General features: G+C 60.2%; 14 protein-coding genes and 1 pseudogene. 6 read left to right on the top strand and 9 right to left on the bottom strand.

All coding sequences use genetic code 11. The features are described from left to right. A partial coding sequence (locus C0Z19_RS21450) for a hypothetical protein (protein WP_233196234.1) occupies nucleotides 1-1,513 on the top strand: 1,513 nt, incomplete at its 5' end. An 88-nt stretch (nucleotides 1,514-1,601) separates the two neighbouring features. Here the strand turns inward: C0Z19_RS21450 and C0Z19_RS21455 are convergent. Both C0Z19_RS21455 and C0Z19_RS21460 read right to left on the bottom strand, forming a co-directional pair. Then, complete coding sequence (locus tag C0Z19_RS21455) at nucleotides 1,602-1,892, bottom strand: hypothetical protein (protein ID WP_102611858.1); 291 nt, start codon at nucleotides 1,890-1,892, stop codon at nucleotides 1,602-1,604. After that, entirely contained in the window at nucleotides 1,889-2,371 is a 483-nt protein-coding gene (locus C0Z19_RS21460) for a DUF2778 domain-containing protein (RefSeq protein ID WP_102611859.1), read from the bottom strand. The genes C0Z19_RS21455 and C0Z19_RS21460 overlap by 4 nt, the downstream gene beginning before the upstream one ends. Before the next feature lie 239 nt (nucleotides 2,372-2,610). Here C0Z19_RS21460 and C0Z19_RS21465 point away from each other — a divergent pair, with 239 nt between their 5' ends. From C0Z19_RS21465 to C0Z19_RS21480, 4 genes are all read left to right on the top strand, one after another. After that, nucleotides 2,611-2,826, top strand: coding sequence for a hypothetical protein (locus tag C0Z19_RS21465; RefSeq protein WP_102611860.1), 216 nt, complete (start codon nucleotides 2,611-2,613; stop codon nucleotides 2,824-2,826). Between the two features lie 295 nt (nucleotides 2,827-3,121). Beyond that, entirely contained in the window at nucleotides 3,122-3,661 is a 540-nt protein-coding gene (locus C0Z19_RS21470; RefSeq protein ID WP_102611861.1) for a PAAR domain-containing protein, read from the top strand. Beyond that, the gene (locus C0Z19_RS21475) at nucleotides 3,658-4,392 is read left to right on the top strand and encodes a VRR-NUC domain-containing protein (protein WP_102611862.1); all 735 of its coding nucleotides are present in this window, start codon (nucleotides 3,658-3,660) and stop codon (nucleotides 4,390-4,392) included. The genes C0Z19_RS21470 and C0Z19_RS21475 overlap by 4 nt, the downstream gene beginning before the upstream one ends. A 35-nt stretch (nucleotides 4,393-4,427) precedes the next feature. Beyond that, a complete protein-coding gene (locus C0Z19_RS21480) occupies nucleotides 4,428-5,522 on the top strand; it encodes a type VI immunity family protein (protein ID WP_102611863.1) in 1,095 nt (364 codons plus the stop codon). 199 nt (nucleotides 5,523-5,721) lie between these two features. On the opposite strand, the pseudogene C0Z19_RS28505 reads toward C0Z19_RS21480, so the two are convergent. The 4 genes and pseudogenes from C0Z19_RS28505 to C0Z19_RS21505 form a co-directional block, all read right to left on the bottom strand. After that, nucleotides 5,722-5,841 (bottom strand): annotated as a pseudogene (locus tag C0Z19_RS28505) (IS4 family transposase); the annotation flags it as partial. Between the two features lie 210 nt (nucleotides 5,842-6,051). Next, a complete protein-coding gene (locus C0Z19_RS21495) occupies nucleotides 6,052-6,306 on the bottom strand; it encodes a hypothetical protein (protein WP_102611865.1) in 255 nt (84 codons plus the stop codon). Nucleotides 6,307-6,453: 147 nt separating this feature from the next. Then, nucleotides 6,454-7,020, bottom strand: coding sequence for a hypothetical protein (locus C0Z19_RS21500; RefSeq protein WP_102611866.1), 567 nt, complete (start codon nucleotides 7,018-7,020; stop codon nucleotides 6,454-6,456). 223 nt (nucleotides 7,021-7,243) lie between these two features. After that, entirely contained in the window at nucleotides 7,244-7,654 is a 411-nt protein-coding gene (locus tag C0Z19_RS21505; RefSeq protein ID WP_102611867.1) for a hypothetical protein, read from the bottom strand. Nucleotides 7,655-7,804: 150 nt separating this feature from the next. On the opposite strand from C0Z19_RS21505, the gene C0Z19_RS28310 reads away from it, so the two are divergent. Continuing rightward, entirely contained in the window at nucleotides 7,805-8,353 is a 549-nt protein-coding gene (locus C0Z19_RS28310; RefSeq protein WP_158243036.1) for a hypothetical protein, read from the top strand. Here C0Z19_RS28310 and C0Z19_RS21515 read toward each other — a convergent pair. The 3 genes from C0Z19_RS21515 to C0Z19_RS21530 all read right to left on the bottom strand — a co-directional run bounded on the left by C0Z19_RS21515 (nucleotide 8,322) and on the right by C0Z19_RS21530 (nucleotide 14,066). Beyond that, entirely contained in the window at nucleotides 8,322-11,402 is a 3,081-nt protein-coding gene (locus C0Z19_RS21515; protein WP_102611868.1) for a TrlF family AAA-like ATPase, read from the bottom strand. The two genes, C0Z19_RS28310 and C0Z19_RS21515, sit on opposite strands and share 32 nt — an antisense overlap. Before the next feature lie 242 nt (nucleotides 11,403-11,644). Further along, nucleotides 11,645-12,313, bottom strand: a complete 669-nt coding sequence (locus C0Z19_RS21520; RefSeq protein ID WP_158243037.1) for an antirestriction protein ArdA — start codon at nucleotides 12,311-12,313, stop codon at nucleotides 11,645-11,647. Nucleotides 12,314-12,998: 685 nt separating this feature from the next. Continuing rightward, the gene (locus tag C0Z19_RS21530; RefSeq protein ID WP_102611871.1) at nucleotides 12,999-14,066 is read right to left on the bottom strand and encodes an integrase arm-type DNA-binding domain-containing protein; all 1,068 of its coding nucleotides are present in this window, start codon (nucleotides 14,064-14,066) and stop codon (nucleotides 12,999-13,001) included. Nucleotides 14,067-14,091: the final 25 nt, after the last annotated feature.

Consider the following 14,091-nt stretch of genomic DNA (forward strand, 5'->3'; position numbering starts at 1 on the left):
CTTCTATCCCCCTCCCCACGCTCCATTGGAATTTTTCGATTTGCCCTCTCCAGGAGACCTTGTGAATCCGCATGTCCAGAAAATGATCGACGAGTTCTTTAAGGCGATCGAGCCGTGGGGCTCGGCATACACCGCGGCGAGATTGACCTTCTTAGCCGTCAAGCTCGACGGTTATCTTGTAGTCGTGGCCGCGCGCATGCATTTGGCCAGCTCCTTCCGCGCTCCTGCAAAGGACTGGTTTGAGGCTGGCGATCTCGTGGCCGGGCACTTGGATCTCGTCGGCGAGAATCTTGCAGCCGGCCAAACCGTTGCAAACGGGGCTTCCACGTTTGCCCAGACCGTTGAGAAAATTGCCTCTCCCGATGGTTTTGCGATTCCTGATCGTGGAAAACTTGTTCTTCGTCCAGAAGACAACCAAAACATCACTGTCGGGATGCCCGACCTCCTTCATGCCGATGGGCTGAGCGTGGGCGACCGCATTGCGGTTTTGACCATGTCGGGTCTCTCGCGAGAGATGCTCATCCCGCAACCGCAAACCGATTGGATGCTTAAAGCGGCCGAAATTCCTTTCGACTCCGTGGGCGAACTCTGCGTTGAATATGGCCTAGGCGCCGGTTACGTTAGGCAGTCCATGTTCGAGGTGGTCGCGCACACTGGCGTCCAGGTATGGCTGTCTTCCAGCGTCAAAGACGGCAAGGCCGATTTGGGGTTGTGGCTGCCGCCAGGGCTCGACCGCTCACAATCGAGGCTCGGATACCGAGTGATTGACAAAGGAACGGTTGTGAGTCGCAGTTCGGTCGAAGGCGGAAAGCTCGAATGGGGCGAGCGCTCGGGCGACATCGTTGGGCATTTTCCGCTCGATGTGCCGCGAGGCGCCGTCGTCCAATGTATAGCTTCATATGCTGGGCAAGCGCACCACGTGCGCTGGTTCGGCGATCCGCAGACATTTCAGAACGCGAGAGCAGCCGTTCTTTACAACGTCGACCAAACCGGAAATTTGCTGCGGGAATACTTGTTCCCAGATTTGCCGGCGAGGGGCAGGGCTGCGGACGACTTCGAGTCGGCCGTGGCCTGGACGCTTTGGGGTTTGGGCTTTGCGCCCGTCAGCTTCGGAATGAACGCCAAAACACGCGATACCTTCGATATTTTGGCCGTCAGCCCCAAGGGCGATTTCCTTGTCGTCGAATGCACGACGGGCCTTCTCCGCGCGGAGAGCAAGCTTTCGAAGTTGAGTGCCCGCGGATCGGCGCTGCGCAAAATGCTCTCAGCGTCTGACCTTCAACACGTTCGCGTCTTGCCAGTCATCGTGACGGCAATGACCCGCGACGAGGTCAAAGCAGACCTTGGAGCGGCAGCTGAAACAGGTGTTCTTGTGTTGACCAAAGAGGACTTGGAGGCTGTGCTCAACGACGGGCGCTTGCGGTTCGCTAATGCCGACCAGCTATTCGAGCAGGCATTGGAGAAATTGGCCGAGTCGCAGCACCAGGACGAATTGCCTCCATCCTTGTTCTGAGCTGGGCCGGCGAGCAACCACGCATGGCGGGGCAATCCCGCCAAACGTGCCAACACGATGTTGGATCTTGCCGCGTTCGCCCGAACCGCTAAGACGTCTTATGCCGACGGGACAAAAAGCGGCATCCGGCGAAATTCGCGAGCGCCAGCAGAGCGCCAACCAACGCCGAACACACCAAGAAAATCACAATGATCGCGATCGTCTCGATGTCGTCAGTGTTGTCGAGCTGTGCGCTGCCCGTGAGGCGGATGCCCCCGCGAATCGCCGAATCGAGCCACGACGGCATCTCATAAGGCAGGGTCCCGACGAATTGAGCGAGCCACCAGCCGCCGACCAGCGCGACGAGAATGTTGGCCAGGATATAAGCCGCCTTTTTCATTTCACTTCCACCGTGCCATAGGCTTTGAATCCAGAGCCGGGAACCGGCAGGTCGGGGCCGCGTAACCGCAAATATTCGGCCAGCCGGTTGAATTGATCGCCATTGACCACGGTGATGCATCCTTCGCTCAGACCCATTGGTCCCATCGGATGGAGCCGGAAGGACCCGCGCTTGATGCCGTCAATGATCGTCGAGTCGCCGGTCTTGGAATTCCAGAGCATGAACCATTTTTTGTGGTCTGTCGTTCCCCAACCATGCGCGTTCCAAAAATCACGAAGCGCGCCGAGCCGGCCTCCGGACTGGCGGTCAATGATGTAATAGAGCCCCCTCGGAATCGGGCCGACGTCTTCCTTGTCGACCGCCGCCGGGTTGTCGCGGCCAACGCCCCTGCCGGAAAACGCAGAAACGGCGCCAACGCCAGGGCAAGACAAGAGCGATGTTTGTTTGTCGTTAAGACTGAATGTGCATTGAGTCGGCATGTCGTTCCTTTTTCTTATTGGCCACGGGTTCGCATCGCGAGAGAGTCGATCATTATTCCCGATCGACATCCGCGTGCCAACAATCAATCGCGGATGCTCCGGCGACTTGGAATGGCTCGGTTTATCGCGACAAAATGACCGATTTAGGTTGGCGCGTTGCAATTTTTCCGATTCCGGATAAATATGTCGCTCGAAGGGGCTCCCTTCGACCACACAAATCAATCCGACGAGGGCAAATTATGCCAAATGTATATGTTGAACCGCAGCCGAAAGGCCACCACGGGCACATCAGCGGTTACAAGTTGGAATATAAGGACAACAAACCTGTAACCAACACGACCTACGGAACGCAAGACGCGGCCATCGTCGCCGCCAAAGGTTTAGGACACAAGCCGCTGGTCGCGCGTGTGCGCGACACCGACAAAGGGAACCCCGATCACTGGCGAGAGGCTTAAGGCGGGTTGGCAGCGGTCTGGCGACCGCTGCCGCCAATAAAATACAGAATTGTCTATCTTTTTTCAGATTCTTTCTCCGCACCACGGCATCGTTCGACGCATTGCTCGAATCGCCGCAATAGCTGGCACGCGATCGTCTGCAATCGGCTACGGCCCTCTTCCCCTCAAAGCCCGACCTCCCTGCATCGCTCTCACACAATTTTATCGCGCCAACACCGCTGGCGTGCGCCATTGCGAACTCCGATTGATGTAAAGTTGCAATCCTTTTGAAAACGCAACGATGCTCTGAGAACCAATGAGCGCATTTATTCGCGAAGGCGACACGACATCCCACGGCGGAAAGGTTTTGGCCTGCTCGCCCAATGACCAAATCGACGGGCTTTCCATCGCTCGGCTCGGGGACATGGTTTCATGCCCGAAGTGCGGCGGCGTCTACCCCATCGTCCAGATCCTGCCGCGCGGCATAACGATGGACGGAAAGCCGCCGGCATTCGAGGGCGACAAAACCGCCTGCGGCGCGACGTTGATCGCCTCGCAATCGAACACCACCGCTGAGCCGACCGGCGGAGCGGGAGGAAACTCCGGCCCCCTCGTCAACCATGAGACGAGCACGAGCGGCGAAGGCCCCTATCGTGGCCGGTTTCAGGTGCTCGACGAGACGACCGGAATGCCAATTCCAAACCATCCTTACACGCTGCGCGCCTCAAACGGACAAACGCTCTCCGGCCAAACCGACGAAAACGGATTCACCCAGTGGCACGAAGCCGCCTCGCCGGCCTCCCTGACCTTCTCTTCCCCGTCGACTCAGGTCAAAGGCGGAGCGGGCGACGAATGAGCGGCGACGCCTACGGAACCGGGTCCGGCTCGGGCTCCACCGCGCGAGGCGGCGGGCAAACGACAAGCGTCCAACTGCGCGGCGCCGGGCTTGACCCGCAGGACAAGAAGGTGGTCTGCAAAGCCGTCTGCGTTTGTTCGCGCGAGCCCGACGAGGGGTCCTCCGGCCAGAGCCTCAAACAGCAATGCGTGTCGCGCAACCTGCGCGACGTCGACCGGAGCATGGATTGGCAAAGCCCGTATAAGTCCGAAGTCAATTACGACATGTCGAAGGTTCCGCCCGCGCCGATCATGCGCTCGGCCAATCCGCTGGAAGCCCACCCGTATTTGCCCGCCTGGATCAAGAAATACTGGCCCGGCGGAGAAGACGAGTATCCGGCCGGTTCCGGCGCTGTTCGCCGCCCGGACGTGGTGATCGTGAAAGACGGCGCCCTGCCGCCCACCCAAGACAACATCAAGAATATCGTCGAGGTCAAGTTTCCGCCTCAGGCGCCCGACCTCGGCCAAACGGAAGACTACGAGACGATCGCCGGAGCGCCGAACAAGGTCGTCGTTCTTGGGCAGCAAAACTGCGATTGCTCCGACGACGACGGAGGCGAGAATCCGGTCAAAGCGGCGGTGTCCGACGCGCTCTCGGAGCTGGGGCGCTCGCTGCGGGCGCTCTCCAACGCGAGGTTGCCGGGAGCCGGGCCAGGCCTGCCGCCGCCCTCCGCGCCCCCTGTGATTCCCTGATAGCCTATCCCGCCAGACTCGCGCGGGCTCGCTCCATGACCAAGATAACGCAAGACTTTCTCAGATGGGCCAAGGCCAACCAGTCCAAAGCGCTGGTCGCCAACGCTCTGCTCGAACCTCGCTATCCGCATGACGGAATCGGCGCGGCTTTTGTCGTCCGCGCATGCGTCTACTTTGAGCGCGCGGCCGACGCGGCGGTGCGCGAAGCGCTCGCCCAAACGTTCGACGAGTTCGTCGCCTCGATGGGCGAAGAAAAGCTCACTTACATGTGGAGCAACGGCAAAGCCGCCAAACCGATGGCGAAGGCCAAATCGTTGCGCGCGGCCGCCGCCGGGCTCGGTCCGGACGACCGCTTTGATTTCGACTTCGTGAGTGGCGAGCGCCCCACGGACGCGAGCCTGTGGGAGTTCCACGTCGGCGGCCAACGCCAATGGCAAGAGAAGCTCGGCAACCGCGGCTTCAACGCCCTGTGGTTCTCCTGGCCGGTGTTCGCCGCCCAAGAGCGGCCCGATGCGTTCGCGAAGCTGTTCTTCGACGCCGCCGCGCGGCTAGAAGCGCCTTGGGGGCACGCCGGGCTCGCCTTCAATCTCTCGCCCACCGGCCGCGAGGAAAACGAAGCCACGGAGCATTGGGCAAGCCAGACGATGCCTGGCCTCGATGTCGGCTTCCCCGCCGACTTGTCCACGCGGACGCTCAAAGGGCAACTGAAAACCGTCGATTGGCTCACCGCGATCAGCAAGCCGATGCTTGAAGCCGCGGGCGGCTTGGCCGGACTGCGCGGGCATCTGCCGCCAAGTTGGTTCGCGATCGGCGATTATGGCTCGGGCGTCGTCATCCGAGCCGGCATCCAGCCGGAGAGCGGCATCTCGGACGACGAGGGCAAGCCGCCCGCCTGCCCGCCGGCCTATGCGGTCCTCGACGCGGCGCTCCGGCCAATCCGCGCGAGCGAGATGGACAGCTTGCAGCGCGGGACCGCCAACGGCGACGCGCCCGTCTACAACACAAAGGCGTCGACGGTGGCATGGCTTCGCCGCTTCGAGATGGACGAAGATGGCCTGCTCGCAGCCAAAGCCGCTCTGCTCGACACGACACCGCTTGTTGCGGAAAACGCCTTGCCGAATCCGCTTTGAAGTTTGAGAAGCGCTCGCGCGCTGCCCTGTTTCGATATCAGCAAAACGCACAAAACAGAGCCACGCTCGGAGGCGCGTTCGCCCCCGCTTCCCTTCACTTCGCTTCTTCGTGAGCGTCAAGCGGCAATGAACGTGTCGCGCGCGACGTTGCCAATCGTGTTGGTGGCCACCGAATCAAACGTGGCCCCAACGCATTCCATTACACACAAGTCTGCCGCTCAAGCTCGCGTGCGTATCTGATGCCGGCGGCAAAATCGACCACTCGTTGCATGCCTAGCCAGATGGTTTTGACGCCAGGCTCGCCGTCAAACTCTCTTGCGGCGATTCGCCGCTTCTTTTTTGCGGAAGAATTATAGCTTCGACGAAGTCCGTAGAAAGCGTCGCCTTGCGAATCGAGCGCCATGCGCTTGCGCCGCGGCCGAATTCGGCACCGGTCGGGTTGCTTTTCTGACCGCCCGATGGATGCGAGCGCAATTGCCTCGGCGCCCCGACCGCAGGCGGGGAATCGGATCGTCAAACCGCGTTTGCGTCAAAACCGTATAAGCTTATCCGGCATCTGGCCAAGAAACGGTTCCTCGCCGGAGAAACCTTCGGCTTCGAGAAGCTCGGCGATCTGCTCGCGTTGGCGAAAAATGTCTACGACGACAACAGCAGCGCGGAAAGAAAGGGCTCGCTGGTCGGGAGAGACGACGCGACGCGCGATCTTCCGTCCCGGCGCGAGACTCGAGAATAGGGCGGCGCCGGGACGCGCCGCCACTTCATCCGCTCCGGCTTGCGCCTGCATCGGCGCGTTGCGTTCAGTGCGGCTCGCAACCTCGCGGCACCGGCCGAGTCTCCGAACGCGGCCGCTTGAACGGTTGGGCGGCGCCTACGGATTGTAGGCCGGCCACGCGCTTGTCCAAAGCCGCCGGCACTCGCCCTTTGTGGCGAGCTAGGTTTCGCGATAGCAAACTGCGCCAAAAACGAATGTGAACCCTGCCATCGTCGTGCACAAGAAGCCGAGCGGAGTTCCGTGAACCTCCGGCCAAACGCGGACCAGCAGCACCAACGTCGCGGCCGAGCAATGAGTCAGAATCGACGACACTTCGTCGGTCATCTTGTTAGAGAACCTACCCGCCCATTCTTCCACTTTGACCGGGCGGCGCTTGGTCATGCGGATGCTGATCTTGATGCAGACGTAAATGATCGCGATGAAAAGCACATCCACCAATATTGCCGCTGAACCGATCAGAAAAATCGCTGTTACGTCAACCGGCTGATTGGCGCGGACGCTTCCCACCGTGAAGAACGGCGATTTGAAGGTTCGACCGAAAGCATCAAACGCGCTGACAAACAGTGGAATTCTCAACAGCAGGGCCACCGCAGCCCAAACCGCGGACACCTGCGGGACCCTTCTCCCGAGAAAACGCCATGCTCGGGATAAAGGCAAAAAGTCTTTGGCAATGACGTGCCAATCAACGAGCTTCCAATCGTTGCTGCTTTTGCCTGTGTTGTCCATCGACTATCCATCGGCGTTAAGGGCAGAAGCCCGATGCGTGTTTACGGCCACCCGAAACGCTGCTGCCACGTTCATTAGGACCGCAACCGTCAAATTTCGTATTTGTCGCTCCGGTTTTGAAAGCATGCTCGGCGCCTTCGCGGATGGCAACACCTTCGCTAGTTCCGCCTCTCGCTCTTACGCTCATCAAACTAGGGCACACCAAAGCCTCGCGCCGGCAAGTTCAATCACCGCTGGCGTTGTCGAAACCGATGTCCGTCGAGGCAACGATGAATTCTCGCGACTCCCACTCTTCGCCGCGGAACTTTGTCCGCACATTCACCTGAATCTCGGAGGGTGCATAGACCACGCCTTCTGCGACCGTGATCTTTCCACTGCCCATAAGGTCCGTGGCCCGCGCCAGACCTCTCTTGATCCCGCGCTCATACCATTCGAGCGCCTTCGTCTTCATCGCCTCGGGAATCTCGTCGAGCAGCAACTCAAAGTCTTGGCTTGGCCGGCGAGTGTGCACCGGATCACGATCCAGCGCCCTGGACAGTCCGTTCACGACTTTTCTGTATGTTGCTGGCGCCGCCCCTGACGAGTCCCTTTGGGTCGGCTGGCCTTTAAGCGCTTCCTTGAACACTTTCGACATACGGTCCCCCGTAAAAGGACTTTGATGTTTGTGGAAGAATCCTAGCAGGGAAACCGCGCGACCAAAAGCGAGTCGCCCTGGTTGGGTTTGATATTCGCGTGAACGCTACGCCGCGCGCTTGTGCTCGGGAGGATCGACACGATAGCCGGCATGGATCAGGACTCGCTCGCACAAGGCGATGAAGCCCTCGACGGACAGATCGTTCTTCGCGTCGTTCGTGCGCCACGCGCATACCTTGAACGCCGCCGAGCTTGCCGACGCCTCAACATGGTCAACGGTGGGCAACAACGCGAAGCCCGCCTTGTATTGATGCCGGCCCTCTTGGGATTCGGCGTTCGTATATTTGCTGATGAGCGTCCAGTCGAGCACTTCGCCTGTGTAGTCGTCGCGGCCGCCGCTCGCGACAACTGCTTCGTGAATCGCCTAGCGATAAGCGGCACCCATCGCGTAATTCGCAAATCGCTTGCGATCCCTGCGCACGTGAGAGATAGCTTTACGAGCAAGCCATCGAAAATAGACCTGCTCCGACACGACGCCATCCAGAAAAGGAGGCAACTGATGCTTGCGCTGCGACATGGCTCTTCCCCGTTCAATGTTCGCCCTGATGCGACGATGGCAGCCCTTCTGCACGCGAACCCGCTGCCTCGCGCCATCGCCAACGAAACGCTCAAAGCGCGTATTTGTCGCTGCGGTTCTTAAACGCCGGCTTCGTCCCTTCGAGGATGTGAATCACCTTTTCGAGCATGTTCGGGTTCTCGATGCCCCCGGCCTCATAGCTAAAGCTGTGCTCGGTTTTGTTGCACTCCGCGTAGATGATCTGCTCAGCGTCGCACACCACCGCCAAGTTGGGATTGTGGGTGACGATGATGACTTGGCGCCGTTCCTTGGCTGCTTTGATGCATTTGACCAGGATCTTGTAGATCGTTTGGTTGTCGAGATTCTCCTCCGGCTGGTCGATGACAATGGGAATGTCGTCTTTGTCCACGAGCAGGTAAAAGACGAGCAGCAAAAGACCGCGCTCACCCGGCGACAGTTGCCCGATTTCCTGCTGCGCGTAGGTCAGCGAATATCGCGGCGACAGGTAGGCGAGCCCATAGATGTAGTCGAGCACCTCTCGCGGCCCAGCCGTGCGTCGCACTTGGTCGGCCAGCCTCGTCGGTCGCCCTGCGTCGTCTCTGCGATCGTGGCGAAGAAAATCGTCGAGTGTTTCCGCAAACGCGATCGTCCCTTCCGCGGTTGAGAAGTCGGCTTCGCTCAGAAGCTCTCGCATCCGTTGATCGCTGTCCTCGATCCCGTAAAACGATCCTCGCGCCTGGCGATTGATGCTCGCGAAGAAGCGCTCCTGAAAACCCGACTCGTCGATCCGAACCTGGAAGTCGAGAGGAAGAGGCATGTCCATCTGCTGCGCCGATTGAACAAAGGACTGAACCGGCTCGTATAGCCGACGGTATTCGTTGACTGCCTCCACGATGAGCGCATGAACCTGCTTGGCCCTCTCGATCCGGCTCGCGCGCAAATCCGAAAGCCGCGCCGGCAACGCGGCGAGCCCCTCGATCTGCGCTTCCAGCCAGCCAATGCTGTTTGCCTTGTCCTTCCCGCCGATCAGTTCGGTTTTCGCCTTTTCCCATGCTGCGAGCGCTTCCTTGTATTGGATGAACAAGCGCTGCCTTTCGCCGAGCTTCGTCTTCGTCGCCTCGATGGCCGCCCTGACGGTCTCGCGTCGCTTAACGAGGCCGTCCGCCTCTTCGCTCAGAAGCGCCCCGTCAACGCTGAGAATCTCCGTGGCCGCCGCCACACTAACCTCATTGACGGGAGCCAGGTTGATTTGCAATGAGACAAGCTGATCGGGGCGAATTTCCGCGCCCAATTCGGCCAACAAAGGAGCCAGCTCTTGGAGAAACTGGTCGTGAGCCTTCTTGTGATTGTCGACTGCCTGCGAGATACGCTTCGCCAAGGCCTGCCGCTTGACAGCCGCCCCCTTGCGATCGCGAAGTGCCGCCTCCTCCTTGTCGACGGCCGCCGCTTGCGCTTCGAGCTGCTGGATCAGCTCGGCCGCTTGCTCCGATTCGCGCTGCGCTTCTGGGGAGGCGCCCGGGTCTGCGACCTCAACGGGTTTGCCAGCGTCGAGCGCCGCCAGCTCGGAGCGCTTTGCCTCAAGCTGCTTTTCCAACCCTGTCCGGAACTCAGCCGTCATCCGATCCTCGGTGGCCAGAATGTCGGCGTTGACCCTCGAAATCTCTTTGATGATGGCTTGCCTCGCGGCATTGATTTCGGCGACCTTGAAGTCGATCAACGCGTCCATTGAGGGTTGGTCAAGCCGGTCCTCTTCGGGGACGTGGGAGAAGATGATTTTTCGAAGTTCGCTGTCGAACGTGGATGATCCGCCCTCACCGAGCTCGTTGCATAGCGTTTCGAGATACAGTTGCGGCAGATACTTGATTCGCTCGACGGCGGTCGGCGAAGGGTTTTCGTCAAGCTGCCTGGTCGATTCCGAGCCGTCTCGCCAGACGATCGCAGCCGTGAAATGTTGCGCCGGCCGGCCCTTCGGGTTCCTGAAGCGCTGTTCGTTCAAGAACGAAAAGCCGGTCCGGTTCTTGGTGTCGCCCGCCAACGCGATAATGTCGGACAGCGCGCTCTTGCCGCTCCCCTTGTTGCCGATGATCGCTACAAGGTCGCTGTTGAGGGGCATGTCCACATCGAACCATGGATCTCGCAACGCCGAGCCGGGCTTCTTTTTCACGCGAATCGACGAAACGTATTTCGTCCTATGGCGCTCGACCAATTGGCGCTTCGGCGGGTTGTCGCCGACGTAGACGCGGTTCGAAAACTCGCGGATCGCCTGCACCAGGCCCGCAAACGTGGCATCGGCCTTGATCCACGTGAAGCAGTTCCCAACGCGGTCCTTGTCCTTCTCCCCGCTCAACCAGTGAGCGTCCGAGCAGTCAAGAAGCAAGTCGTTCACGTTCGCATCGGCCAAGCTTTTGCGGGCCTTTTCGTAAGCCGCCGGGCTCTCCGCCGCGGTGAATACGAGATCCGCCTCGTTGATGACGCTTCTCTTGTCGGCGATCGTGTGATCGCTCCATCGCAAGCTGTCCCATTCTGTTTTTCCGATGGCAAGCAAATGACGGCGTTCGAAAAACGGCGAGCTGAGCGCCTCCTTGACCTTCTCCATGCTGACGTTCAACGAATTGAAGCCCTCGGTCAGTGGATCGCCATAACCTGACTTTTGATCGTCGGGCGCCGCCGCAATGATAGCCTCGCCGAGCGCGCGAAGATTCTCGCGCGTGATCACGCCGCCCCATCGCGCCTCATGGTCGCGCGCCTCCGGCATCAGCTTGTAATGCCGGGTGATCGCGCTTAGGAACTGATCCCGGATCAACGCGGGATCAACCTCGTCGAAAATGACGTGCAGGTTTATCCGGCTCCAATTCGACTCGGAGTATCCTTCTTTCGTCTTTTGGAGAATGCCTCCAAACTTGTCGAGTCGCAGTTCCACGACCGGAAGAATCAAGTCCAAGTTCTGAAGCCGGCCCGCCTTTCGCGCTTGCAAGACCCGTTCGTAGCCGTCGACGAACACATAGTCGTTGATGCCGATGACCTTGAATTCGGGAGGCAAGGCTTCGAGATCGGAGATGAACGCTTCCCACGCGGCGTCCGGGCCGCCCGGATAGTGCTGAACGATGGATGCTGGGGTATGCACATGCAAATCCCACTTTTTCCATGTCGAACCAATATTTTCATTTTCCATACGGTCTCCGCGCCATTGGTTTTTCTTGCGCTCTCTCATGATCGCAGCCCCCGCGCCGCGACTCGGAACTCTGAAACTATATAGCCTGATTCACCATGGGTGGTAGGCTTAAAATAATCGCTGGGGTTGCGGCAGACGAGGCTGCACAGCGAGCGGGTCGCCCTCGCCCCCTCCCGCACGGAGAGGTTCTTCGGGAATGGCCGTGACGGCGGCCGTCGCTTTCAAGCGAGGCCGCCGACGCATTAACACTCGTTAGCGTTCAAAACCGTATAAGCCTGTCCGGCGAACTCGAATTCGTCGAGGTCGCCGCTAAGCCGGCAATCCCGCGCGTAAGCCTCGATGTCGACATACATCCGAACGCCCCGCGGCAGGTCCGAATAGAAGTCGTCGAACTGCTCGGCTGCCGCGTCAGCGAGCTCGCCCTTGCGAATGATGACGTCCTCGGCGTTGTCGATCGCGTCCCCCACCGTCTGGCCGCATCGCGACGCCAGGTAAAAGGCCGCTGCCTTGACCTCCGAGCGGAGGTCTTCCACGCGGTCGAACCAGGCCGAAAGGCCGGCTTGATCCACGCCGAACGCTGCGAAAAGCTGCGCGTCTGCCGCGTCGCCGTCGATGAACTGGATTTCAAACTCCTCCACGACATTGCCGAAAGAGTCCGCGCAGGCGGCGGCTCGTTGCAAATACTCATCGAAAGTGCCGAAGCAAAAGCCGACGGCGTCAAGATTGTAAGGACATGCGCAATAGGTGTTCATGTTTGGTTCCGGTCTTGGTTGCAGAAATTGAGAGCGATGCTCTCGGCCGGGAACCTCTTCGCTCCTCCTCCCCGCGGGAGGAGGCGGGGGTGGTGGGCTGGCGCCGCAGGGAAGAAACGCAAAAACCGGCTCTTGCCGGCTTTGCTCGTTGATGCCCACGTCAGGTCTCTTCGCAATCGCTGAGAGACCTGACGTGGGCATGAACAAAGCCGCTCGTGGCGGCTTCTGAATGGGTTTGCGGCGATTCGCGGCGCCAGGCAAGAAGCGGCCGGCGTGAACGGCCCAAGCGCAGCGCTGGGGCGGGCGCGGCGGCCGCCGGCCAGGCGCCGCGCGTTTGCTTCGGCGGGCCCTCGCCCGACGCTGAGCGTGTGTATGGATTTGCGGGAAGCATGACCGCCCCGAGCAAAGCGGCCGGGCGGGCGAGGTTGCCGCTTTCGATGATGTGCCGACCGCGGCGCAATGCGCCGCTCATAACCAGCCGTCGCTCGCGCCTGAGGCCGTCCAGGTCGAATAGCTGTCAAGCGACGTCTTTTGGCCACTATGTAAACCTCTGCATGGCGACCACTATGCGCACGTCGCAACTATATGCAGATCATGCGCTTGCACGTGGCCGATTCAGCGCCGGCGCGGCTCCCGGCGCGGTCGTTCAGCGTGGACCTGGACATAGTTTCTGGTGAGTGAAGTAGTCGCTTTGGCTTGACCGTGATGGCAGGACGAATCATCACCGCTAGGTCGAGACCGACCTAGCAACGAGAACGAGGGCACCTGCACGGCTCGAACCGCTGAGCAGACCAATATCGCCGAGGACCCGGACTCACTCCCGGCAGCACCGCGAACGTTATAACTATGCGAAGAAGACCTCGGCCCAAATCCTCACCGAATCGAGGGCGACGTCGGCGATCTCATGGCGTGTGCGCATAGTTGTGACCTGCGCATAATGGACGTTTTGTGTCGGTTTTCTTAGCTGTATCGCATAAGTGGATGAATCTCGCTCTGCCGGCTCCGTGTGCTGCGTGCTATAACTTTCGCAGCGCCCGCCTTGACTTCGACAGCCGAGCAAGAGCATGGTGATGAGGAAGTCGACGCCGGTGCGGTTGTCGTTCTCGAGCCTTTTGCTCCAAGCCGCTTCGAGGAAAGGCCCGAGCGTCTCGCTCGGCGAAAGCGGATTCCGAGCGCCCCGCTCCTCGCGCTCGCGCGCGATCTGCGCGCGCGAGCGATACATGCCGTGCAGCGTCAGTATCGTGAACGGATTCGCCGTCAGTGCCGGCGCGCGCCCCTCGTGAGTCGCGTCGAGCATCTCTTTGCCGATGGCCCATTTCGTCGCTGTCGACGCCAAGCGAAAGGTTTGCTCCGTCGCTGTGGGCGTCGCTGCGCCCTTGTGGAACTGCTCGATGATCTCGTCGGTCCTGAGCTCTTTGAGGTTGCGCGGCGCCCAATTCCACTCCTTGAACTTGTTCGCCGCGCGGTCAACGGCGCGAAGCGTCTCGGCGCTCGCGCGGCGCTTCACGCGCGTCGCAAGGTGGTTGCGGTAAGCCGCGATAACAGCGCCCAAAGTGGGCTCCAACGCGCCGGCCTCGCGCTTCGTCTTGTTCGGATTCTTGCCCGTCTCGACCATCGATCTAGCAAGCTCCGCGGCCTTCTTCCGCGCGAGCCCCAGGTCGAGAAAATCGGCCACATTGCCCACCGTCGGCATGATCGAAACCCCACCCACTTTCCGCCGGATGATGTAGGTCTTTTTGCCGGCGACGCGGACCCCAAATCCGGGCGGCGCATCGCGGTTCGAATCCCATAGAATGTAGGGCTTGTTTTCCATGTTCGCTTCGAACACCAGGGCGCCCTTCGCGTTGACGGCGACCGGCCTTTCGCCGAGTTTCAGACGCTTTATTAGCGCCAAATTCAGGTCTGCTTTCACGGTTGTCGTTCGCTTCGAGTGTATG

It is taken from the genome of Trinickia soli, from assembly GCF_002879855.1.
Taxonomy (GTDB): Bacteria; Pseudomonadota; Gammaproteobacteria; order Burkholderiales; family Burkholderiaceae; genus Trinickia; species Trinickia soli.